The 23,111-nt window shown below is 74.2% G+C and carries 18 protein-coding genes and 1 riboswitch; of the genes, 7 read left to right on the top strand and 11 right to left on the bottom strand.

Annotation, left to right across the window (positions count from 1 at the left end):
* The first annotated feature begins 28 nt into the window (after positions 1-28).
* A complete protein-coding gene (locus tag FA582_RS12215; protein WP_141567435.1) occupies positions 29-1,447 on the top strand; it encodes an HNH endonuclease signature motif containing protein in 1,419 nt (472 codons plus the stop codon).
* 72 nt (positions 1,448-1,519) lie between these two features.
* On the opposite strand, the gene menD is transcribed toward FA582_RS12215, so the two are convergent.
* Positions 1,520-3,577: a 2-succinyl-5-enolpyruvyl-6-hydroxy-3-cyclohexene-1-carboxylic-acid synthase gene (gene menD / locus FA582_RS17195; RefSeq protein WP_238705440.1), complete on the bottom strand. Its 2,058-nt coding sequence runs from the start codon at positions 3,575-3,577 to the stop codon at positions 1,520-1,522.
* Positions 3,578-3,655: 78 nt separating this feature from the next.
* Between menD and FA582_RS12225 the strand changes: the two genes are divergently transcribed.
* From FA582_RS12225 to FA582_RS12235, 3 genes are all read left to right on the top strand, one after another.
* The gene (locus FA582_RS12225; RefSeq protein WP_010146013.1) at positions 3,656-5,155 is read left to right on the top strand and encodes a gluconokinase; all 1,500 of its coding nucleotides are present in this window, start codon (positions 3,656-3,658) and stop codon (positions 5,153-5,155) included.
* Between the two features lie 143 nt (positions 5,156-5,298).
* Positions 5,299-7,383 (top strand): helicase-associated domain-containing protein, encoded by a 2,085-nt coding sequence (locus FA582_RS12230; RefSeq protein ID WP_147899829.1) that lies wholly within the window; start codon positions 5,299-5,301, stop codon positions 7,381-7,383.
* Positions 7,380-9,494 carry an acyltransferase family protein gene (locus FA582_RS12235; RefSeq protein WP_010146011.1) on the top strand — a complete coding sequence of 705 codons (2,115 nt, stop codon included), beginning with the start codon at positions 7,380-7,382 and terminating at the stop codon, positions 9,492-9,494. Before FA582_RS12230 ends, FA582_RS12235 begins: the two co-directional genes overlap by 4 nt.
* Before the next feature lie 11 nt (positions 9,495-9,505).
* Here FA582_RS12235 and FA582_RS12240 read toward each other — a convergent pair whose 3' ends face one another.
* The 3 genes from FA582_RS12240 to FA582_RS12245 form a co-directional block, all read right to left on the bottom strand.
* A complete protein-coding gene (locus FA582_RS12240) occupies positions 9,506-11,488 on the bottom strand; it encodes a M13 family metallopeptidase (RefSeq protein ID WP_010146010.1) in 1,983 nt (660 codons plus the stop codon).
* 57 nt (positions 11,489-11,545) lie between these two features.
* Positions 11,546-11,686: a hypothetical protein gene (locus FA582_RS16415; protein WP_158640875.1), complete on the bottom strand. Its 141-nt coding sequence runs from the start codon at positions 11,684-11,686 to the stop codon at positions 11,546-11,548.
* Between the two features lie 76 nt (positions 11,687-11,762).
* A complete protein-coding gene (locus FA582_RS12245) occupies positions 11,763-12,227 on the bottom strand; it encodes an NUDIX domain-containing protein (protein ID WP_010146009.1) in 465 nt (154 codons plus the stop codon).
* 36 nt (positions 12,228-12,263) lie between these two features.
* On the opposite strand from FA582_RS12245, the gene FA582_RS12250 reads away from it, so the two are divergent.
* Entirely contained in the window at positions 12,264-13,154 is an 891-nt protein-coding gene (locus FA582_RS12250) for an ABC transporter ATP-binding protein (protein ID WP_010146007.1), read from the top strand.
* A 700-nt stretch (positions 13,155-13,854) separates the two neighbouring features.
* A complete protein-coding gene (locus FA582_RS12255; protein WP_147899830.1) occupies positions 13,855-14,748 on the top strand; it encodes a hypothetical protein in 894 nt (297 codons plus the stop codon).
* Positions 14,749-14,757: 9 nt separating this feature from the next.
* Here FA582_RS12255 and FA582_RS12260 read toward each other — a convergent pair whose 3' ends face one another.
* From FA582_RS12260 to FA582_RS17565, 7 genes are all read right to left on the bottom strand, one after another.
* A complete protein-coding gene (locus tag FA582_RS12260; protein ID WP_010146005.1) occupies positions 14,758-15,492 on the bottom strand; it encodes a GPP34 family phosphoprotein in 735 nt (244 codons plus the stop codon).
* Positions 15,493-15,769: 277 nt separating this feature from the next.
* Positions 15,770-16,708, bottom strand: coding sequence for a hydroxymethylglutaryl-CoA lyase (locus FA582_RS12265; RefSeq protein WP_010146004.1), 939 nt, complete (start codon positions 16,706-16,708; stop codon positions 15,770-15,772).
* Positions 16,709-17,138: 430 nt separating this feature from the next.
* Positions 17,139-17,600, bottom strand: a complete 462-nt coding sequence (gene ribH, locus FA582_RS12270) for a 6,7-dimethyl-8-ribityllumazine synthase (RefSeq protein WP_010146324.1) — start codon at positions 17,598-17,600, stop codon at positions 17,139-17,141.
* A complete protein-coding gene (ribB, locus tag FA582_RS12275; protein ID WP_147899831.1) occupies positions 17,597-18,916 on the bottom strand; it encodes a 3,4-dihydroxy-2-butanone-4-phosphate synthase in 1,320 nt (439 codons plus the stop codon). Before ribB ends, ribH begins: the two co-directional genes overlap by 4 nt.
* Positions 18,913-19,527 (bottom strand): riboflavin synthase, encoded by a 615-nt coding sequence (locus tag FA582_RS12280; protein WP_010146322.1) that lies wholly within the window; start codon positions 19,525-19,527, stop codon positions 18,913-18,915. Before FA582_RS12280 ends, ribB begins: the two co-directional genes overlap by 4 nt.
* The gene (locus tag FA582_RS12285) at positions 19,527-20,294 is read right to left on the bottom strand and encodes a RibD family protein (RefSeq protein WP_338093005.1); all 768 of its coding nucleotides are present in this window, start codon (positions 20,292-20,294) and stop codon (positions 19,527-19,529) included. Before FA582_RS12285 ends, FA582_RS12280 begins: the two co-directional genes overlap by 1 nt.
* Complete coding sequence (locus FA582_RS17565; protein WP_338093006.1) at positions 20,207-20,686, bottom strand: hypothetical protein; 480 nt, start codon at positions 20,684-20,686, stop codon at positions 20,207-20,209. Before FA582_RS17565 ends, FA582_RS12285 begins: the two co-directional genes overlap by 88 nt.
* Before the next feature lie 118 nt (positions 20,687-20,804).
* Positions 20,805-20,933: riboswitch (FMN riboswitch) on the bottom strand.
* 396 nt (positions 20,934-21,329) lie between these two features.
* On the opposite strand from FA582_RS17565, the gene FA582_RS12290 reads away from it, so the two are divergent.
* The gene (locus FA582_RS12290) at positions 21,330-23,018 is read left to right on the top strand and encodes a DNA repair helicase XPB (RefSeq protein WP_010146320.1); all 1,689 of its coding nucleotides are present in this window, start codon (positions 21,330-21,332) and stop codon (positions 23,016-23,018) included.
* Positions 23,019-23,111: the final 93 nt, after the last annotated feature.

Genomic DNA, 23,111 nt, shown 5'->3' on the forward strand with positions numbered 1-23,111 from the left:
CGTCCTCGCCGAGCGAGAACGACGCCGGGTGGCCTACCGCGCCCGCCGCGCGAGCCTGCAGATCCACGACGACGGCACCGCCACCCTAGAAGTCACCAGCTCCGTGGTGTCCCTGGTCGCCGCCCACACCCGCATCGAACGCGCCGCCCGACTACTGCGCAAACAGGGCGACCCACGCACCCTGGACCAACTCCGCGCCGACACCGCCGCAGCCCTCCTCGTCCACGGCCAACTCCCCCAACCCGAACCCACCGGGCACCCCGACACCACACCCACCGACACCAGCAGGCACCCCGCCGCTGACCAAGCTGGGGAGCCCGGTTCCGTGTCGGGGTCCACGCTCGCCGTGAGCGAGGACGACCTGGTCGCGCCGGATCTGGAGGCCATGGCGCGGGTGATCTGTGGGATGCCGACGATCGAGCTGCACGTAGTCGTACCGTTCGATGCTCTCGCCGGTCGTGCCAGCCACCCGACCTGTCGCCATCCCAGCACCGACGACACCGCCACCACCCGTCACGGCGAGGTCGGGTTCCTCCTGGGTCGCCACCCGGCCTACCTCAGCCCCGGCCAGGCCCGCGAGTTCGCCCTGCTGCCCGGCACCACCCTGTCCAGACTGCTCACCGACCCCGCCGACGGGCGGCTCATCGAACGCCGCACCACCTCCTACCGCCCCGACGCCGCGATGCGACGCCAGATCCTCGCCGCCGACGTCACCTCACGAGCCCCCGGATCACGACAACCCGCCGCGGTCTGCGAGATCGACCACGTCACCCCCTGGTCCAACGACAGCCCCGGCGGGGCCACCGCCGAGACCAACCTCGTCGCCCTCGCCAAACGACACCACGACCTCAAGACCCGCGCCCTCGCGTTCACCGCACTCAACACCCGACGCGACCTGCGCTGGACCACCCTGCTAGGCCAGAGCGAAACCACCCGCACCCACGACTACCGGCAGTACACCCACCACCCGCAACCCACCACCGCACGCGGTGAACGCCACCTCTCGGTCGAGGAGCTCCGCGACGCGGTCGACCGACTGGCCCCGCTGAAGCCAGACCCCGACGAGCTCGCTGGACCGGCTGACGCCCCGGACCAGCACCCCAGCCAACGCGCCGACCTCGACGACCGGCGCGACCTGCTCAACCGCGCCTTCTACGCCGCCCTCGCCCACCGCGGCCCGGACGCCTTCCTCCTCGACACCGACGACCACCCAGGCTCCACAGAACACGGCGGACCACTCTCAGGCTGGATGTGGATCACCCGCACCACCCCCTCCGGGCGACGACGCACCGGCGCCCACCCCGACACCCCCACCCTGCGCACAGTCCTCGGGCTCCCACCAGAGACCGACCCACCCCACACCAACCCGCCCGACACCAACCCGCCCGACACCAACCCGCCCCAGCCCTGGACCGACAACACCCACGACGAACCCCCGCCCTTCTAGACCCTCACGCCAGGGCCCCCCAGGTCGACGCAGGGCGTCCCCAGACCTTGACGCCAGGACGTCCCTCGACCTTCACCCCAAGGCGTCGCGGACGCGGCGGTGGCTCGCCCGGTCGAGCGGCACCTCCAGCACGCGGAGCCCTCGGGTGCGGTCGGCGAGCGCCTCGCGCAGCGCGGCGAGCGAGGCGACCCGCTCGTGGACCACGCCATAGGCCCGGGAGAGGGCCGCGAGGTCGGTGCCGTGCGGGGTGCCGAAGATCCGCTCGGTCGCCGCCGCCCTGTCCGCCCCGTCGGGGCCGGCGAGGCGGGCGGGGTCGCCGTACTCCAGCGTCGAGAAGATGCCTCCCCCGTCGTCGTTGACGACGACGATCGTGAGGTCGGGTCGCGGCTCCTCCGGCCCGATGAGCAGACCGCCCGCGTCGTGCAGGAAGGTCAGGTCGCCCATGAGCGCGACGACGCGAGGAAGGTCGATCTCGTCCGAGGCCGTGGACCCGCGGCGCAGGTGAGCGCTCAGCCGCCTGCGCTCGGCTGCGAGCGCCACGCCCACCGCCGTCGACACGGTGCCGTCGATGCCGGCCAGGCCGCGGTTCGCGATGACCCGGGCCGGTGCGGCCGACCCGTCCAGCGCGAGTGCAAGGTCCCGCGGGGCGGTCGAAGACCCGACCACGAGCACGTCGTCCTCCCCCAGCGCGTCAGCCACGGTCCGGGCGACGCCCAGCCCGGTCACGTCCCCGGCGGTCGTCGCGGCGACGACCTCGGAGAGCGCGGCGCCGGCGCGGACCCAGGCCGCCACCCACGCCCCGGCACCGGTATGCCGTGCCGGCGCCTCGCGGAGGGCGCCGATGCCGTGGACCCGGCTCACGACGTGCGAGGGGTCGGTCCAGGGATCCCGCGCGGCGACGTGCTCCACGACCATCCCGGGCAGGCGCAGCAGCGCCCCGAGCTCGCGGAAGAGCGTCAGTCGCCCGACCACCACGACCCGCTCCGGGCGCAGGTCCGGCAGGTCGCCGCGCGCGACCCGTGCGGCGACCAGGGGCGCGTGGGGCACGACGCCGGGCCCGGCCGGGAGGTGGCCGAAGGGTTCGGCGAGCACTGGCCACCCGGATTCCTCGGCCCACGCGAGCGCGCGAGCGCTCAGCACTGGATCGGGCAGGTCACCGAGCAGCACGAGCGTCCGCTCGCCGGGGGTCAGGGTGTCGGTCCGGGGCGCCTCGGTCGGGGCCACCTGCACCCACGGCGCCCCACCCGCGCGGCCGGTCAGGCCGGCCGCCGCGCGAGCTTCCCCGGCAGCAGCCCCAGCACCCGCTCCCCCAGCAGCAGCCCCAGCACCCGCTCCCCCAGCAGCAGTCCCAGCGCCTGCTCCCCCGGCATCAGTCCCAGCGCCCACTCCCCCAGCAGCAGCCCCAGCACCCGCTCCCCCAGCAGCAGCCCCAGCACCCGCTCCCCCAGCAGCAGTCCCAGCGACCGCTCCCCCGTCAGCAGCCCCAGCACCCGCTTCTCCCTCGCCGCTCGGCCCAGCTGCCCTCAGTCCGTCGGTCTGCACCTCGCCCGGCCTGGACCCCTCGTCCAGCGCAGGCGCGAGCGGGTCGCGGAAGGAGACATTGAGGTGGACCGGCCCGGCCCCGCCCAGGCCTGCCGCGTCGGATCGCGCTGCGGCGAGCGCGCGGCATACCGTCGAGCGCCAGTGCGCACCGGCGGCCGCGCCCACCGACTCCGGCGCGGGCAGATCGGCCTCCCAGCGCACCGCACCGGCGAAGAGTCCGGGCTGCACCGTCGTCTGGTTGGCCCCGGTGCCGCGCAGCTCGGCCGGGCGGTCGGCAGAGAGCACCACGAGCGGGACGCCGCTGTGGTGCGCCTCGAGGACGGCCGGGTGGAGGTTGGCGACCGCGGTGCCCGACGTCGTGACCACCGGCACCGGCACGCCACCCGCCCGGGCCAGCCCCAGCGCGACAAAACCGGCCGTCCGCTCATCGATCCGGACGTGCAGCCGCAGCCGCCCCGCGCGGTCCGCCTCCTCGAGGGCGTAGGCCAGGGGCGCCGACCGCGACCCCGGCGCGAGCACCGCCTCCCGCACCCCGCCGCGGACCAGCTCATCGACGAGGACGGCGGCCAGAGCGGTCGAGGGGTGCACGACCCGATCGTCGCACGACCCCGTCAGCAGGCCGACCGATGCCTCGGATCCGCGCCATGACGCCTAGAGTGGTGGCTCATGGCCTCGAACTTCGACATCGAGCTGAAGGACGCCGTCGCGCCGCTGGTCCTGGCGCTCGACGTCGGCTCCACCGCCAGCAGGGGCATGATCTACGACGCCCACGGCCGCCCGGTGGGCAAACGCGCCAAGGTGCCCCACAGCTTCACCGTCGCCGGTGACGGCACCTCCGAGATCGATCCCGACCAACTCGTCGGCGAGGTCCGGACGATCATCGGGGAGCTGCTGGGCGCGCTCGGCGACGAGCAGGTCGCCGGGGTGGCGCTCGACACCTTCGCCTCCTCCCTCGTCGTCGTCGACGCCGAGGGCTCGCCGCTCACGCCCTGCTTCACGTATGCCGACGGACGGTGCGCTCCCCAGGTCACCGAGCTGCGCGACGAGCTCTCCGAGGAGAACCTCCAGCAGCGCACCGGCACCCGCGTGCACTCCAGCTACTGGCCGGCCCGGCTGCGCTGGCTCGCCGCCGAGCAGCCCAAGGTCATGAAGAAGGCCGCCACCTTCCTCTCCCTCGGCGACTACCTCCTGCTCGCCCTCACGGGCACCGTCGCGACCGGCACCTCCACGGCGTCGTGGACCGGGCTGGTGGACCGGCATACCGCGCAGTGGTACCCCGAGCTCGTCGAGATCAGCGGGATCGAGCCCGAGCAGCTGCCACCCATCCACCACCTGGACGAGCCGGTCGACGTCGCGCCGACGCACGTCGAGCAGATCGCCGCCGACTGGCCGGCGCTCGCGCAGGCGCGGTGGTATGCCCCGATCACCGACGGCCTCGCCGCCAACGTCGGCCTCGGCGCCCACGACGAGACCGCCATCGCCGCCTCGTGCGCCACCTCGGGTGCGTTGCGGGTGCTCGTGCGGGAGATGCCCGAGACGCTGCCGCCGGGGCTGTGGTGCTACCGCGTCTCCCACGACCGGGCCCTGCTCGGCGGCGCCCTCAACGACGTCGGCCGGGCCCTGGCTTGGGCGGACGTCACCCTCGCCGTCGACCAGGTCGGGCCGCAGGCGCTCTCCGAGGCCCTCACCGCGGAACCGCACCCGACGACGCCGCTCGTGCTGCCCTTCCTCACCGGCGAGCGCAGCACCGGGTGGGCCTCCGACGCGCAGGCCGTGATGACGGGCGTGACCGTCGCCTCCGCGCCCGCCGAGGTCTACCGCGGGGTCGTCGAAGGGATCGCCCTGTCCTACGCCCGCATCGCCAGCCAGCTGCGCGAGGTCGCCCCGCAGCCGGAGAAGCTCTTCGCCGGTGGCGGGGTCGCCTCGGACCGGCCCGAGCTCATGCAGATCATGGCCGACGCCATGCGCACCCCCGTCACGCCGGTGACGATCAAACGCTCGACGCTGCACGGCACGGCGCTGCTCGCCCTGGAGACCCTGGCCCCCGACGTCCGGCGGGCCAAGCTCGAGCGCGGCGCGACCCTGTCCCCCGACTACAACCGGCGGCCCTACTACACCGACCGGTTCCGGCGTTTCCAGCAGGTCTACGAGGCTCTCATTGACTGAGTCGCCCGTCCGCTCGCTCGCCGACGACCTGCGGGCCCGGAGCGACGACGAGCTGGCCGCGCTGCTGCAGTCCCGGCCCGACCTCGCCCGCCCGGCCCGCCGACGTCACCGCCCTGACCGGGCGCGCCACCACGCGCGCCAGCGTGCAGCGTGCCCTGGAAGGGCTGGACCTCGCTCACCTGCAGGCGCTGGAGGCCATGATCGTCGCCTCCCCCGCCTCGACGGAGGACGTCGCCGACCTGCTGGGCGCGGATGCTGCGCGGGCCGAGGAGCTCGTCGGGGACCTGCACGCGCTGGCCCTGTGCTGGCGCTCACCGGAGGGTATGCGGCCCGCCCGAGCCGTGGCGGACGTCGTCGGCCTCCCCGGTGGGTTGGGTCCGGTGGGGTCGGGTGTGCCGACCGGGGAGGCGCTGCGCGCGGCGCTCGACGGGCTCCAGCCGCGGCACCGCAGCCTGCTCGACGCCCTGACCTGGGGCCCGGCGCGCGGCGCGGTGGCGGCGGTGCCCGGGCAGGGCGCGGCCTCACCGGTGTCCGTCGCCGCGCAGGAGCTGGTCGAGGCCGGTCTGCTGGAGCGCGAGGACGACGCGCACGTCGTCCTGCCGCGCGAGGTCGCCCTGGCTCTGCGCGGGGGACGGCTGCACCGCACCTCGGGCGTGGCGGCGCCGCAGGTGGAGCACCGGAGCCTGGACCTGGAGGTCGTCGACGCCGCCGCGGGCGGGCGCGCCGCCGAGCTGATCGTGCTCGTCACCGAGGTCGTCGAGGAGTGGGGCACCCGCCCGCCGCGGGTGCTGCGCTCCGGTGGCCTGGCCGTCCGCGACCTCGGCCGCCTGGCCGCCCACCTCGAGACCGGCACCGACGAGGTGGCCTGGCTGCTGGAGACGGCCCACGCCGCCGGGCTGCTCGCCGTCGACGACGGCCGCCAACGGGTCCGCGCCGACGAGGCAGCCGTGTGGGCACCGACCGCCCTCGCCGACGAGTGGCTCGCCGACGACGCCGGTGACCGGTGGGCCGCGCTCGCGGCGGCGTGGTGGTCCACCTCGGCCGCGCCCAGCCTCGTCGGGACCACCGAGGGCGGACGCGTCAACGCGCTGTCGACCGCCACGTCATACCCCTTGGCGCGGCAGCGCCGCCACGACACCCTGCGCGCCCTGGCCAGCCTGCCGCCCGGTGCGGTGGGCGGCGAGGAGGCGCTGGGCGAGCTGCTGCGCTGGCGCCACCCGCTGCGCTCGGCCCGGTCCACCGGCGACCACGGGGTCGGCCCGGCGACCGTGCTGCGGGAGTCGGAGTGGGCCGGGGTCACCGGCCGAGGCGCCCTCTCGACGCCGGGGCGAGCGGTCGTCGCCGGCGACCCTGCCGCCGACCTCATGGCGCCGCTGGTCCCCCCGGCGGTCGACCACGTGCTGTTGCAGGCCGACCTCACGGCGATCGCACCGGGGCGCCTGGACGGCCCGGCCCGCTCCCTGCTGCGGCTGCTGAGCGAGGTGGAGTCGCGCGGCGGGGCGAGCGTGCACCGCTTCGACGAGCAGAGCGTGCGACGCGCCCTCGACCTGGGCTGGACGGCCGACCGGGTGCTCGAGGAGCTGGCCGCGGTCTCCCGGACCCCGGTGCCGCAACCGCTGGACTACCTCGTGCGCGACGTCGCGCGCCGGCATGGCGTGGCCCGGGTCGGGGCGTGCGCGGCCTACCTGCGCTGCGACGACGCCGCCCTGCTCGACCGGATCGAGCACGACCGCGCGCTCGGCATGCTGCAGTGGCGCCGCATCGCGCCCACCGTGCTCGTCTCCCCCGTCCCCGCCCCGACGGTGCTGGACCTGCTGCGCGAGGAGCAGTACGGCCCGGTCGCCGACGGCGGCGACGGCGGTCTGGCCCTCGCAGCCGCGCAACAGCACCGGGCGCCCCGGCCGAGCACTCCGGCGGTGCGGGTCAGCGGCGTCGACGCCGAGGTCGCGCGCCAGGTCGTGGGGGTGATGCGCCGCGGCGACGTCACCGCGAGCAGCAGCGGTGAGGCCAGCACCGACCCGGTCGTCGTCAGCGCCACGGTCCGCGAGGCCGCCGTGGACGGTCAGGCGCTGTGGATCGGGTATGCCGACGACGCCGGCGGCGTCGCCACCCACCTCGTGCGGCCGCTCGCGGTCGAGGGCGGCCGGGTCCGCGCCAGCGTGGGCGACGCCGACGTCACCCGCACCTTCCTGCTGCACCGGATCACCAGGGTGAGCCCGGCCTGGTGAGCACGACCACCGACGCCGCCCGCACCGACCTGCCCGGCAACGATCCTCGCCGCGACGACCCGGCCGCCGGGTCAGCCCACCCGCTGCTCACCAACCGCCACCGCCCCGAGCTGCACGGGCTGCGCGGCCTGGCGATCGCCCTCGTCGTCCTCTTCCACGTCTTCGGCGACGGGCGCGTGTCCGGCGGCATCGACGTCTTCCTGGCCATCTCCGGCTTCCTCTTCACCGGGATGCTCGCCCGCGAGGCGGTACGCACCGGCGGAGGCATCGACCTCGCGCGCTACCTCGGCCGCATCGTGCGACGGCTGCTACCCGCGGCGCTCCTCGTGCTCGCGGCGACCTGGGCCGCCGGGCGGCTGCTGCTCCCGGAGACCCGGTGGGTCCAGCTCGGCCGGGAGGTGCGCGCCAGCCTGACCTACGTCGAGAACTGGGAGCTCATCTCCTCCCAGCTCGGGTATGGCGCGGCCGGGGCGTCGACGAGCCCGCTGCAGCACTTCTGGTCGATGTCGGTGCAGGGGCAGTTCTACCTCGTGTGGCCGGTGGTCGTCGTGCTCTGCGTCGTCGCCGCCCGGCGGCTGCGCCGCCCGGTGTGGCCGGTGCTGCTGGGGGGAATCGCCCTGGTCACCGCGGTGTCCTTCGGGTATGCCGCGTGGTTGCACGCCGCCGACCAGCAGGTGGCCTACCTGCACACCGGGGCCCGGCTCTGGGAGCCCGCCCTGGGCGGGGTGGTGGCGCTGCTGGCCTTCGACACCCGCCTGCCCCGGTCCTGGCGGCTGCCGCTCGGCTGGGTGGGGGTCGGGCTCGTGGCCACCTCCGGTGTGGTGCTCGACGGAGGGGCGCTCTTCCCCGGCCCGGCGGCGCTGTGGCCGGTGGGCGGCTTCGCGCTGGTGATGATGGCGGGGTCGACGGGCAGCGGGTGGGGCGCCGACCGGTGGCTCTCGGGTCGACTGCTCGCCTGGGTGGGCGACATCGCCTACCCGCTCTTCCTCTGGCACTGGCCGATCGTCGTCTACACCCTCGTCGTCACCGGGCAGGACCGCCTGGGCCTCACCGCCGGTGCTCTCGTCATCGCCGCGTCGGTCCTCCTGGCCCACCTCACGCATACCCTCCTCGAGCGGCGGGTGACCGCCTCACCGATGCGGCGGCCCTGGCTCGTCGTGGGCGTGGGCGCACTGGTGCTCGCCCTCGGCGCCGCCCTGGCGAGCGGCTGGACGGGGACGCTGGTGCGCGAGCGCGAGACCGCCCTGGCCCGCGCCGCGCAGGACTCCCCCGACCACCCCGGTTCGGCTGCGCTGCACGAGCCCGGCTTCGGCAACACCGGCATCACGCCGGTGCCCGACCTGGCCGCCGCGCCGCAGGACAATGCCGATGTCTACGACCAGGGCTGCATCCAGAGCCACGAGGACACCGAGGCTGCCTCCGAGCTGCTGGTCTGCCCCGGCACGGACCCGGGCGCGGAGCACACCCTGGTGCTCACCGGCGGGTCGCACGTCGTGCACTTCGTGCCCGCCTGGCAGGTCGTCGCCCGGGAGCAGGGGTGGAACCTCGTCGTCGCGAGCCGCTCCGGCTGCCACCTCACGACCAACCCCGGGGACTACCCGTCGGAGACCGACGCGACCCCGACGCAGAGCTGCAGGGACTGGAACGACGCCTTCCTGGAGCAGATGGAGGAGCTCGACCCCGACGCGGTCGTGACCCTGGGGTCGACCACCCAGCCCGGGTCCGAGCAGGTGTCCCGCGGCTTCGTCGAGGTGTGGCGCGAGCTCGACGAGCGCGGGATCGACGTCATCGGGATGCGCGACACGGCCCGGATGCCCCTGCACGTGCCCGACTGCCTCACCGAGCACCCCGGGGACCCGCAGGCGTGCGCGATGCCGAGGGCGCAGGGTTACCAGGACGTGGCGCCCTACCTCGGCCGCGACGACCTGCCGGACAACGTGTCCTTCGTCGACCTCGTCGACGAGCTGTGCACCGACACCACGTGCCCGGCGGTGGCCGGCAACGTCGTCGTCTACAGCGACCACAGCCACGTCACCGCGACCTACATGCGCACCCTGGCCCCGGCGCTGGACGCCGAGCTGCGCCGGGTCGCTCCGCAGCTCTACCGCTGAGGCGGACCGGTCTAGAAGATCCGCACCCGGTCGGCGGGGGCGAGCCAGAGCCCGTCACCCTCCTGGGTGCCGAAGGCCTCGTGGAAGGCGTCGACGTTGCGGACCGTGTTGGCGCGCAGGTCGGCCGGGGCGTGCGGGTCGATCGAGAGCAGCCGCCGGGCCTCCTCCGCCCGGGCGACGGTCCGCCAGACCGAGGCCCAGCCGAGGAAGAAGCGCTGGTCACCGGTCCAGCCGTCGACCTCGGGAGCGGCGCCGTCGGTGGCGATGGAGTAGGCGAGGTGGGCGAGCTCGAGACCGCACAGGTCACCGATGTTCTCGCCGACGGTGAGCCCGCCGTTGACCGTCGCGGTGCCGCCGGGGATGTCGCGCGGGGAGAGGCTGTCGAACTGCTCGATGAGGCGCTTGCTGCGGGCGTCGAAGGCCTCCCGGTCGGCCTCGGTCCACCAGTCGGTGAGCGAGCCGTCCCCGGCATACCGGCTGCCCTGGTCGTCGAAGCCGTGCCCGATCTCGTGCGCGATGACCGCGCCGATGCCGCCGTAGTTGGCGGCGTCGTCGGCGTCGACGTCGAAGAACGGCGGCTGCAGGATGGCCGCCGGGAAGACGATCTCGTTGAGCATCGGGTGGTAGTAGGCGTTGACCGTCTGCGGGGTCATGAGCCACTCGTCCCGGTCGATCGGGCCACCGATCTTGGCGAGCTCGCGGTCGGTCTCGAAGGCCGCGCCGCGACGGACGTTGCCGACGAGGTCGCCGGCGTCGAGCTGGTAGTCGGAGTAGTCACGGAAGGTCGGCGGGTGGCCGATCTTGGGTCTGAAGGTGGCGAGCTTCTCCTCGGCGCGGGCGCGGGTCTGCTCCCCCATCCACTCCAGCTCGCCGATGCGGCGGCGGAAGGCCTCGGTGACATTGGCGACGAGCTCGCTCATCCGCTCCCGGGCGGCCGGGGGGAAGTGCGCCTCGACGTAGAGCTGCCCGGCGGCCTCGCCGAGCAGGGCCTCGACGAGGCCGACGCCGCGCTTCCACCGCTCCTTGTTGGCCGGGGTGCCCGACAGGGCCTTCCCGTGGAAGTCGAAGTGCGCGGCGACGAGGTCGTCGGTGAGGTAGGGGGCGAGCGAGTCGAGCAGCCGCACGACGAGCCAGGCCTGCCAGTCGGCGAGCGGGACGTCCTGCAGGGCCGTGCCCAGCGCCGCGAGCACGTCGGGCTGGCGGGCGACGAGGGCGTCGAGGGAGCCGGCGGCGGCTCCGAGGCCGTCGGCGAAGGCGTCCCAGTCCATGCCGGGGGTCTGCTCGGCCAGCTCGGCACGGGTGAGGCGGGTGTAGCTCTTCACCGCGTCTCGGGAGGCCACGCGGTCCCAGTGGGCGGAGGCGAGACGCTCCTCCAGGGCGTAGACCCGGTCCACGGCGTCCTCGCCCAGCACGTCGGCCACTCCCGCCTCGGCGAGGGCCGGGGCGGCGATCTCCAGGAGGCGGGCGAGGTAGGTGCGGTAGGCCTCGCGCACCGCGGCGTGCTCCTCGGCGGTGTAGTAGGCCTCGTCGGGCAGGCCGATGCCGCCCTGGTGGAGGTAGGCGACGTAGCTCTCGGGGTCGCCGGCGTCGGCAGTCACCCAGAGGTGGGTGAGACCGTCGACGCCCTCGCGCTGGAGCCGTGCGGAGAGGCGGACCAGGGCGCTGGTGTCCGGCACCTGCGCGATCTCGCGCAGCGGGTCCGCGAGCGGGGTGAGCCCCAGCTCGGCGACGCGGGCCTCGTCCATGAAGCTGGCGTAGAGAGCCCCCACCTTGCCGGCCGCGGTGTCGAGGGCGGGCTGGGCCTCGGCGGCCTTCTCGATGAGCGCGCGGACCGCGGTCTCGGCGTTCTCCCGCAACATGTCGAAGGATCCGTAGCGCGAGCGGTCCTCCGGGATGATCGCGGTCACCAACCACCCCCCGTTGACGTGGGCGAAGAGGTCGTCCTGGGCACGGACGTCGGTCTGCATCATGGCGCGGTCGATCCCTGACTTCATGGGCTCACCGTATGCGTTAGGCCCTGGTACGGCGCAGCAGGTCTTCCTGCCGCAACGTCAGGCAGGCGGGGCGTGCCGGTCGGCCTCGGCGGCCCCGTCCGTCGACCGTCGTTGCGCGGAGCGTCCTCGCAGGTGCCGCCACCAGAGGACGCCCGCGATGAGGGTCCAGCCGGTGGCGATGGCGACGTAGAAGAGCAACCCGTCCGCACGCCACTCCCGCCCCCGGGCGCCAGCGCCCGCCCTGTCCCGTCGGCATACCCGGAGTATGCCCGGCTCAGAGCAGGTCGGCGAGGGCGTCCGGGACGAGGCGGGGTAGGTCGGTGCCGGTGACGGAGCGCCGTACCCCCACGTCCGTCGGCGCGTCGAGCACCGGGAACGGCCCCCGGTCGAGCATCGCGCGGTCGAGGAAGCGCGCCTCGTGGACGACGATCCACTCGTGCCCCGGGCGGCCGTTGAAGACGAAGATGTTCTCGAGCACGCCCAGCCGCTGCCCCACCTCGAGCTTGGTGTCGAACTCCTCGCGGAACTCCCGCCGCAGCGCCTGCTCGGAGGTCTCGCCGAACTCGATGCCGCCTCCCGCCGGACGGTGCAGGACCTCCCCGCGGGCGGGGTCGAGGTACTCGGAGACGAACAACGCTCCGGTGTCTGGGTGGCGGATCAGCGCCAGGCTGAGCACCCGGACGTGCGTCGGCGGGAGGTAGTCGCTGGCGCTGGCCCCGGCCGCGGTCTCGGTGTCCACCGGCCAACTGTAGGGCTCAGGAGTAGCGTCGCCACCATGAACGCCATCGAGCTGCGCGAGGTCACCAAGCGGTTCGGACGCACCACCGCGCTCGACGCCCTGTCGATGCAGGTGGCGGCCGGGGAGGTGCACGGATTCCTCGGGCCCAACGGCTCGGGCAAGTCGACGACGATCCGGGTGCTGCTCGGGCTGCTGCGCGCCGACTCGGGCACGACGCGCCTCCTCGGTGGTGACCCGTGGACGGACGCGCCGACCCTGCACCGACGCCTGGCCTACGTGCCCGGCGACGTGGCCCTGTGGCCCAGCCTCACCGGAGGTGAGGTCATCGACCTGCTCGGGCGGCTGCGTGGCGGCACCGACCCCGCCCGCCGCGCCGCGCTGCTGGAGCGCTTCGACCTCGATCCGACCAAGAAGGGCACGACCTACTCCAAGGGCAACCGGCAGAAGGTTGCGCTCGTCGCGGCGCTCGCCTCCGACGTCGAGCTGCTCCTGCTCGACGAGCCGACCAGCGGCCTCGACCCGCTCATGGAGGCGCAGTTCCGCGCCGTCATCGGGGAGGAACGCGCGCGCGGACGCACCGTGCTCCTCTCCAGCCACATCCTGTCCGAGGTGGAGCACCTCTGCGACCGGGTCTCGATCATCCGCGCCGGGCAGATCGTGGAGTCCGGCACCCTCGCCGAGCTGCGCCACCTCACCCGCACCCTCGTCGTCGCCGAGCTCGCCGTGCCGGTCCCCCCGGGGGTCGCGACCGCGCCAGGCGTCCACGACGCCGAGGTGGACGGGCACCGGATCACCTGCCAGGTCGACGACACCGAGCTGGGCTCGGTCATGTCCCGTCTCTCGGCCCTCGGCATCCGGTCGATCACCTCCACTCCCCCGACGCTGGAGGAGCTCTTCCTGCGCCACTACGACGAGTCCGGCCGATGACGGGTCTCGGCACCCTCCTGCGGCTGGCGCTGCGACGCGGTCGCTGGTTCTACCTCGCCTGGATCCTCGCCCTCACCGCGGTGGTGCCGCTCACGGCGGCGGCCTACGAGCAGATCATCGACCCCGCCAACGCCGACCTGCTCATCGCCACGATGACCAACAACCCGACCATGCGGGCGATGCTCGGGCCACCGCTCGACCTCACGACCGCGGGCGGCTTCACGGTATGGCGCGTGGGCACCTTCGTCGCCGCCATGGCCGGGATCATGGCTGTGCTCGGGGTCGTCCGCTCCACCCGCGCCGAGGAGGAGGACGGTCGCACCGAGCTGCTGCGCTCCGGCTCGACCGGTCGGCACGCGCCGCTCGTGGCCGGGGTGCTGCTCGCCCTGCTCGCCTGCGCGACGCTCGGGGTGCTCGTCGCGGTCGCGATGAGCGCGGTCGGGGCGCCGGTCGCCGGGTCGGTGGCCTTCGGTGCCGGACTCGCCCTGGTCGGCGCCACCTTCGCCGGCGTCGCGGCGGTGGCGGCCCAGCTCACCGCGTCGGCGCGCACCGCCTCGGCGCTGGGCCTGTGGACCCTCGCCGCGGCATACACCCTGCGCGCCGTCGCCGACGGCTCCGGCGACGACGCCGTCCGGCAGCTCGCGTGGGGCTCTCCGGTGCAGTGGATGGCGCTGGCCCGACCGTATGCCGACGAGCGCTGGTGGGTGCTCGCGCTGCCGCCGCCGTGGCGACGCTGCTGCTCGTGGGGCTGGCCGTCGTGCTGGAGGCGCGGCGCGACCACGGCGCCGGTCTGTGGGCGGCCCGGCGCGGACGGGGTGAGGCCGCGGCGTCCTTCGCCAGCGCGGGGGCCCTGGCCCGACGGCTCCAGCGCGGCCAGGTGATCGGCTGGACGATCGGGCTGCTCCTCTTCGCGCTGGCGATGGGCTCGCTGTCGACGACCTTCGACGACATGCTGGAGCAGGTGCCCCAGCTGCGGGCGATCTTCGAGCGGGCGGGTGGCGGCGCGGAGCAGCTCGTGGAGGCGTTCTTCGTGGCGATGCTCTCGATCGTGGCGGTGCTCGTGGCGGTGGTCGCGGTCCAGCTCTTCTCCCGGCTCGCGGCCGAGGAGCAGCGGGGCCACGCCGAGCTGGTGCTCTCCACCGGGGCCACCCGCGGGCGCCTGCTGGGGGCATACCTCCTCGTCGCGGCGCTCGCGCCGGTGCTGCTCCTCGTCGCGGTCGGTGCCGTGCTCTCGCTCAACCAGGCCCGGACCACCGGCGAATGGGGCGTCGTGGGCGAGGTGGCCGGGGCCGGGGCGGCGCTCGCGCCCGGCGGTCTGGTGGTGCTGGGGATCGCCGTGCTGCTGCACGGGTGGGCGCCGCGACTGGCGTGGCTCACCTGGATCGTCGTCGGCTGGAGCCTGGCCATGGTGTGGGTCGGTGCCGCCCTCGACCTGCCCGAGTGGCTGACCGGGCTCACGCCGTGGTCGCCCCTGCCGCAGCTGCCGGTGGAGAAGATGGACTGGCCGGCCGTCCTCGGGATGCTCGGCCTGGCAGTGGTGCTCCTCGGGCTCGGGGCCGTGGGCTACCGCAGGCGCGACATCAGCGGCGCCTGACCACCGGCCTCAGGGAAGCTCGCCCAGGAGCCGGATCAACCCCCTGATCGGCAGGCTCAGCAGACGCGCGGCCCCCACGAGGACGTCGAGGAACTCCAGCGCGTCGCCGATCCCGGCCATCACGTCGACCACGTCCCCGGCCACCTCGCCCGCGCCGGCCCGGGCCTGGGCGTCCTGCGGCAGGGAGGTCGGGAAGTAGTGCAGGTCGGTGCGCAGCGTGTGCACGATGGTCGCCGCCCGATCAGCCAGGACCAGCGGATCCTCGTCGGGGAGCAGGGTCGGCAGCAGGTCGAGCTCGAAGGCCAGGGCGACGAGCAGCGCGGTATGCCGATCAGGTCGGCGGTCGACCCCCAACGCCTCCCGCAGCAGGGCCCGGACACCGGCCTCGGGGTGGGCGTCGCGCGGCAGGTGCCGGCCGCGGAGTACCCAGCCCCGGCGCAGGACACCCTGCCCGCGCAGGCGACCGAGCAGCTGGGCCACCTCGGTCCGTCGCGGGTGCGGCATCTTCTCGGGACGGTGGCCGACGACGTCACGGGCGACCCGCTCGAGGATCTCGTCACCCCCCGTCCCTCCCGGCACACCGTCCACGAGCACGCCGGAGTCGTCGAGGGCCAGCCGGCGCCGGGCCAGGAGGTCCACCACCAGCGCCACCCGGACCGCGCCCCGCACCGCGGGGCGACGGACGAGCCAGACCCCCCTGCGGTCGTCGAGGAGGAGCAGGATCAGCTCGTCGGCCAACAACATCGCCCCAGCGTAGGACGCCCCCCGCCCCGAGCGCCCCGTCCTCCACAGGCTCGACCATCGTGAGGACGCCGAGTATGCCCGCCGCACCAACCTGAGCAAGCCGAGTCCTCCGGCTGCACCAACCTGAGCAAGCCGAGTCATCCGGCTGCACCATGGCCATGCTGCAGCGTGCAGACCCAGCTTGCTCAGGTCCCACATGGGCATCGCAGGCTTGCCCAGGTGCCGAGTGCGCATCGCGGGCGTGCCCAGGTCGGCAGAGTGTCACCGGGCCAGGGGCTCAGCCGCCGGCGAGCGCCTTCACCACCCGCGAGGGTGCGGGGCGGCCGAGCTGGTCGGCCATCCAGGTGCTCGTCGCCACGAGCGCGTCGAGGTCCGCGCCGTGCTCGATCCCGAGCCCGTCCAGCGCCCACACGAGATCCTCGGTCGCGAGGTTGCCGGTGGCCGACTTAGCGTAGGGGCACCCCCCGAGGCCGCCGGTCGAGGCGTCCACCACCTCGACCCCGCGGCGGATCGCGGTCATCGTGTTGGCCAGCGCCTGGCCGTAGGTGTCGTGGAAGTGGACGGCGACCTGCTGCATACCGATCCCTGCGTCGTCCAGAGCGTCGAGCAGCCGCAGGACGTGCCCGGTGGTGCCCACCCCGATGGTGTCCCCGATCGAGAGCTGGTCGCAGCCGAGGTCCATGAGGCGCGAGCAGACGTCGACGACCTGCTCGACCGGCACCGGGCCCTCCCAGGGGTCGCCGAAGCACATCGACACGTAGGCGCGCACCCACGCCCCGGCGTCGAGGGAGCGTTTGACGACGGGGGCGAACATCTCGATCGACTCGACGACCGAGCGGTTGAGGTTCTTCTGGGCGAAGGTCTCGGTGGCGCTGCCGAAGATCGCGACCGACGTCACGCCCTTCTCCAGGGCCCGGTCGAGCCCGCGCTCGTTGGGCACGAGCACCGGCCGGTGCTGCCCGAGACCCGCGTCCCCCAGCAGGTCGAGGAGGTCCTCGGCGTCGCCGAGCTGGGGAACCCACCGCTGCGGGACGAAGCTCGTGAGCTCGACGGTCTCCAGGCCCGCGGCGAGCAGGCGTCGCACGAACTCGGCCTTGACCCCGGTCGGCACGACGGTCTTCTCGTTCTGCAGGCCGTCCCGCGGCCCGACCTCGTAGATCGTGACCCGCTCGGGCAGTCCGGTCGTCGGCTCCGTCATCGGCAGCGCACGCGTCATGGCCTCAGCGTCTCAGATGGACGTGACCCACCGAGCGCCGCAGATGGTCGCCCTCACACCCACCGAGCGCCGCAGATGGTCGCCCTCACACCCACCGAGCGCCGCAGATGGTCGCCCTCACACCCACCGAGCGCCGCAGATGGTCGCGCTGACACCCACCGAGCGCCGCAGATCGTTGGATCCGAGCCCGAGCAAGCAGCGGACGCTGCCTCGACGGCGCACCCGCCGTGCACCGGCATACTCAGAGATCGGCCGCGATCGTCATCTCTGCCAGCGACCATCTGCGACGCCCAGTCAGCGAACCAGCAACCATCTGCGACGCCCAGTCAGCGAACCAGCAACCATCTGCGACGCCCAGTCAGCGAACCAGCAACCATCTGCGACGCCCGGTCGGTGAGACAGCGACCATCTGCGACGCCCGGCGGGTAGGTCAGCGCAGCGCGAGGGCGGTCGCGATCGCCGCGGTCGCCGCCTCGTGCCCCTTGTCCTCCGAGGACCCGGGCAGCCCCGCCCGGTCGAGGGCCTGGGCCTCGTCGTCGCAGGTGAGGACCCCGAAGCCGACGGGCACACCCGTGTCGATGCTCACCTGGGTCAGCCCGGAGGTCGCCGCCTGACAGACGTAGTCGAAGTGCGGCGTCCCGCCCCGGATGACCACGCCGAGCGCGACGACGGCGTCGGCGCCCTCCCGGGCCAGGCGGGCGGCGGCCACCGGCAGCTCGAAGCTGCCCGGCACCCGCACCTCCCGCACGCCCTCGACGCCCGCGTCGGCCAGTGCCCGTCGGGCGCCGTCGAGCAGGCCGTCCATGACGGTGGTGTGCCAGGACGCGGCTACGACGACGACCCGCAGGCCGCGTCCGTCGACAGTGATCGTGGGTGCTCCGGCGCCGCTCATGCTGTGCTCCTCGTGTCGTGCGTGTGGGGTGCTGCTGTGGTGGGCAGTGGCTCGTGAGGCCCGTCGCCCGCGAACCCCTGGCCCGCAGGTTCGGTAGCGGGTGACGGTGCGGCCGACAGGTGCGGCGTGTGGCCGAGACGCTCCACCTTGGTGCGCAGGTATGCCGTCGCCTCGGCGGGCGCGGGGCGCCCCGATGGCACCGTCTCGGCGACGGTGAGCCCGAGGTCCGCGAGTGCCGCCACCTTGTCCGGGTTGTGGGTGAGCAGCCGCAGCGGCCGATCTGCGAGACCGAGGTCCTCCAGGACGGCGGCGGCGACGGAGTAGTCCCGGGCGTCCACCGGCAGCCCCAGCGCCTCCTGCGCGGCGACGGTGTCGAGTCCCCCGTCCTGCACGGCATACGCGCGCAGCTTGTCGATGAGTCCGACCCCTCGCCCCTCGTGCCCGCGCAGGTAGACCACCGCGCCGCCCTCCCGGGCGATGCGGGCGAGAGCGTCCTGCAGCTGCGGGCCGCAGTCGCACCGCCGCGAGCCGAGCGCCTCCCCGGTCAGGCACTCGGAGTGGACGCGCACGAGCGGGCTCGGGCCCGGATCGGGGCGCCCCAGGAGGGCGAGGTGCTCGGTGCCGGTCACGAGATCGCGGTATCCGTGCACGACGAGCTCACCGTGCTCGGTCGGCAGGGTCGAGCTGGCGAGCCGTTGCACCCGGTCGTACCGCTGGCGGTGGGCGACCAGCTCGTCGATCGTCAGGACCGGGAGGTCATGCTCGGCGGCGAGCGCGTGCACCTGCGGCCCGCGCAGCATATCGCCCCGGTCGTCGACGAGCTCACCGATGACACCGACCGGCTCGAGACCGGCGAGCCGGCACAGGTCGACGGTGGCCTCGGTGTGGCCTGGGCGGGCAAGGACTCCCCCGGCGCGGGCGCGCAGCGGGATGAGGTGGCCGGGGCGGCGCAGGTCCGCGGGCCGGGTCGTGGGGTCGGCGAGCACGCGCGCCGTGCGGCACCGGTCGGCGGCGCTGATGCCGGTGGTCACCCCCTCGGCGGCGTCCACGGTGATCGTGTATGCCGTGCGCAGCTCGTCCTCGTTGTCCCGCACCATGATCGGCAGCTCGAGACGGTCGGCGACTTCCGGAGGCATCGGCGCGCACAGGAAGCCGGAGGTGTGACGCACCGCCCAGCCGGTCCACTCCGGGGTGAGGGTCTGGGCGGCCAGCACGACGTCGCCCTCGTTCTCCCGGTCCTCGTCGTCGAGCACGAGCACGGGTCGACCCTCGCGCAACGCCATGACGGCGGCCTCGAGTCGGGGCGAGAGGCTCATGACCCGGCCTCCGCGGGGGCGAGGCGGGAGTCGAGCAGGCGCTCGGCATACTTCGCGAGCACGTCGACCTCGACGTTGAGCGCCTCCCCCGGCGTGCGTCGCCCGAGGGTCGTGAGGTCCAGCGTGGTCGGGATGAGGGACACCTCGAACCAGTCCGCTCCCACCGCCGACACCGTGAGCGACACCCCGTCGAGGGCGACCGACCCCTTGTGCGCGACATACCGCGCGAGGTGGGGCGGGAGGGCGAGGCGGACGACCTCCCACTTCTCGCCGGGCGTGCGGGACAGCACCGTGGTGGTGCCGTCGACGTGGCCCTGGACGATGTGCCCGCCGAGCCGGCCGGTGACCGGCAGCGAGCGCTCGAGGTTGACCGGGTCGCCCGCGGCGAGCGCGCCGAGGGTGGTGACGGCGAGGGTCTCGGCCATGACATCGGCGGTGAAACCGTCCTCGGTATGCCTCGTCACGGTCAGGCAGACGCCGTTGACGGTGATCGAGGCGCCGTGGGTGGCGTCACTGGCCACGAGCGGGCCGCGGATCTCGACGACGCTGGAGTCGGGGCCGTCGGTGCGGGAGACGAGCGTGCCGAGCTCCTCGACGATGCCGGTGAACATCAGTCCTCCTGGGGGGTGGGGTCTGGGGTGGTGGAGGTCGCCTGCGTGCTGGACGTCGACGTGGCGGGGTCGCTGGTGCTGTCCGCGGCGGTCCCGCCTGCGGTGGGCCGGAGCCGCAGCTGCAGGTCGGGGCCGAGCCGGGTGAGGTCGACCAGGTCGAGCCGGGCGGCGTCGCTGATCGTGGTGATGCCGAGGTCGGGCACGGCGAGGGGGCCGGCGCCGAGGAGCGCGGGGGCGAGATGGACGAGCAGCTCGTCGACGAGCCCGGCCCGCCAGAACGCTCCGCCCAGCGTGGGCCCGCCCTCCAGGAGCACGCTGTGGACGCCGCGCTCGCGGAGCTCGTCGAGCACCCGGGCCGGGTCATGGGTGCGCAGATGCAGCACCGCGCCGCCCTCCGCAGACAGGGCACCGCCGGCGGCGAGGGCCAGCGCCGACCCCGCGGGCAGGTCGCGCTCCCCCACGACGACACGCAGGGGCTGGTCGGCCAGCAGGGTGCCGTCGGCGTCGCGGGCGGTGAGGCTGGGGTCGTCGGTGAGGGCGGTACCGGTGCCGACGAGCACGGCCCCGACCTGGGAACGCACCTGGTGGGCGGCCCGGCGGGCCTCCGGCGAGGTGATCCACCGGCTGGTGCCGTCGGCGGCGGCGACCCGTCCGTCCAGGGTGCTGGCGACCTTCCACGTCACGTGGGGCCTCCCGAGCCGGGCCGCCCGCGCCCAGTCGGCGACGAGGTCCTCGGCCCCGGGGTGCGGCTGGTGGTCGACCCGCACCCGGCGGACGTCAGCGTCCGGGCACCGCCGCCGGCGCGCGTGGGGTCGGCGACGGCATACACGACGTGGGCGACGCCGGCCTCGACGAGCGCCGTCGCGCAGGGAGGGGTGCGGCCGTGGTGGGAGCAGGGCTCGAGGGTGACGACGGCGGTCGCGCCCGCTGCGGCGGGTCCGGCGGCCGCAAGCGCAGCGGCCTCGGCGTGCGGGGTGCCCGCCCCGCCGTGGTGACCCTCGGCGAGGGTCGTGCCGTCGGGCGCGAGCAGGACGCAGCCGACCCGCGGGTTGGGGTCGTGGAGGGGGCCACGGCGGGCGAGCGCGACGGCACGGTCGAGGGCAGCCGCGATGGCGGCGGGGGGCGCGATGCGCCCGGGAGCGTGGGTGGTGCCCGTCACCGGCGTCCTCTCCTGGTCAGCCCGGGGACGGACGAGGGAGGTTCGCAGGGAGGGCGGGTGCACGGCGCCCGGCGACGGCAGATGCCGACGGCCCGGGCGACGGGACGTCCCGTCGACCCTCGCGCTGCCTCCCATCCGGACTTTCACCGTCGGTCCCGGAGTTTCACCAGGTCAACCGGCCGCTGGCTGCGGCCGGGTCGCGGACTGTCACCGCCGGTTCGGACTTGCACCGACCCCGGAGCGCGTATGTCGTTCCCCGCCAGTCTAGCTCTCGCCCGCCCCATCCCCCACCGAGCGTCGCAGATGGTTGCCAGGACACCCACCGAGCGTCGGAGATGGTCACCAGGACAGTCACCGGGCGTCGCAGATGGTTGCCAGCGTGACCACGGGCGACACCCGGTCGGGCCGTGCACGACCATGTGCGACGCCCGGTCGGGTCGAGGACGACCATCTGCGGCGCTCGGTCAGGCCAGGCGCGACCATCTGCGACGCCCGGTCAGGCCAGGCACGACCATGTGCGGCGCTCGGTCAGGCCGTGAGCGACCATCTGCGGCGCTCGGTCGGAGGGGGTGGTTGGGTGCTGGCGCGGGTTGGCATTGGGCGCCGCGGAATGCGGAGGGCGCGGCATACCGTTAGGTCCACGATGAATGGCCCTCTGATCGTCCAGTCCGACAAGACCCTGCTCCTCGAGGTCGACCACCCCGACGCCGAGACGGCGCGGCGCGACATCGCGCCCTTCGCCGAGCTCGAGCGCGCGCCCGAGCACGTGCACACCTACCGCGTCACCCCGCTCGGCCTGTGGAACGCCCGCGCGGCCGGCCACGACGCAGAGCAGGTCGTACACGCGCTCGTCGAGCACAGCCGCTACCCCGTGCCCCAGGCCCTGCTCGTCGACGTCGCCGAGACGATGGCGAGGTATGGCCGGCTCACCCTCACCAAGGAGTCGCTGACCGGGGAGGACGAGCCGGTCCTCGTCCTGCGCACGACCGACCGCGCCGTGCTCGCAGAAGTGTTGCGGCACAAGAAGATCAGCCCCCTCATCGGCGACCGGGTGGATGAGGACACGGTGCGGGTGCACGCCTCGGAGCGGGGCCATCTCAAGCAGGAGCTGCTCAAGGTGGGGTGGCCGGCGGAGGACCTCGCCGGCTACGTCGACGGGGAGGCGCACCCGATCGACCTCGACACCACCGACTGGTCGCTGCGGCCCTACCAGCAGCAGGCGGTCGACGGCTTCTGGGACGGCGGCTCCGGCGTCGTCGTCCTGCCCTGCGGCGCCGGCAAGACCCTCGTCGGCGCCGGCGCGATGGCCCGCTCCTCGACGACGACCCTCATCCTCGTGACCAACACGGTGAGCGCCCGCCAGTGGCGTGAGGAGCTGCTGCGGCGCACGACGCTCACCGAGGACGAGATCGGCGAGTACTCCGGCTCCCGCAAGGAGATCCGCCCCGTCACGATCGCGACCTACCAGGTGCTCACCCTCAAACGGAAGGGCATCTACCCCCACCTCGACCTGCTCGACGCCCGCGACTGGGGGCTCATCCTCTACGACGAGGTGCACCTGCTGCCGGCGCCGATCTTCCGGATGACCGCCGACCTCCAGGCGCGCCGCCGCCTCGGGCTGACCGCGACGCTCGTCCGCGAGGACGGCCGTGAGTCCGACGTCTTCTCCCTCATCGGCCCCAAACGCTTCGACGCGCCGTGGAAGGACATCGAGGCGCAGGGCTACATCGCCCCGGCCGACTGCGTCGAGGTGCGGGTGACGATGTCGGAGTCGATGCGGATGGCGTATGCCGTCGCCGAGCCCGAGGAGCGCTACCGCTTCGCCGCGTGCGCGCCGGCCAAGGACGACGTCGTCGACCGGCTCGTGGAGCGCCACCGGGGCCAGCCGACGCTGGTCATCGGGCAGTACCTCGACCAGCTCGAGCAGCTCTCCGGGCGGCTCGACGCGCCGCTCATCACCGGTGAGACGACCGTCGCGCAGCGCCAGGAGCTCTTCCGGCAGTTCCGCGAGGGCGAGATCACGCTCCTGGTGGTGAGCAAGGTCGCCAACTTCTCCATCGACCTGCCCGAGGCCAGCGTCGCGATCCAGGTGTCCGGCACCTTCGGGTCCCGCCAGGAGGAGGCTCAGCGGCTGGGTCGGGTGCTGCGCCCCAAGGGCGACGGGCGGACCGCCCACTTCTACACCCTCGTCGCGCGGGACACGGTGGACGCCGAGTTCGCCGCCCACCGCCAGCGCTTCCTCGCCGAGCAGGGCTACGCCTACCGGATCGTGGACGCCGACGACCTCGGCGAGCTGGCCGAGCTGGGCGCCCCCGGGCAGCCCGGCAGCTGAGCAGTCAGGGCCCGGCGGCTCGGCCGTCGGTCCCGCCCACGACGTCGACGATCGGCGACACGCGCAGCGAATTCCCAGCAGAACTCCAGACTG

This window comes from Serinicoccus profundi, from assembly GCF_008001015.1.
GTDB lineage: Bacteria > Actinomycetota > Actinomycetes > Actinomycetales > Dermatophilaceae > Ornithinicoccus > Ornithinicoccus profundi.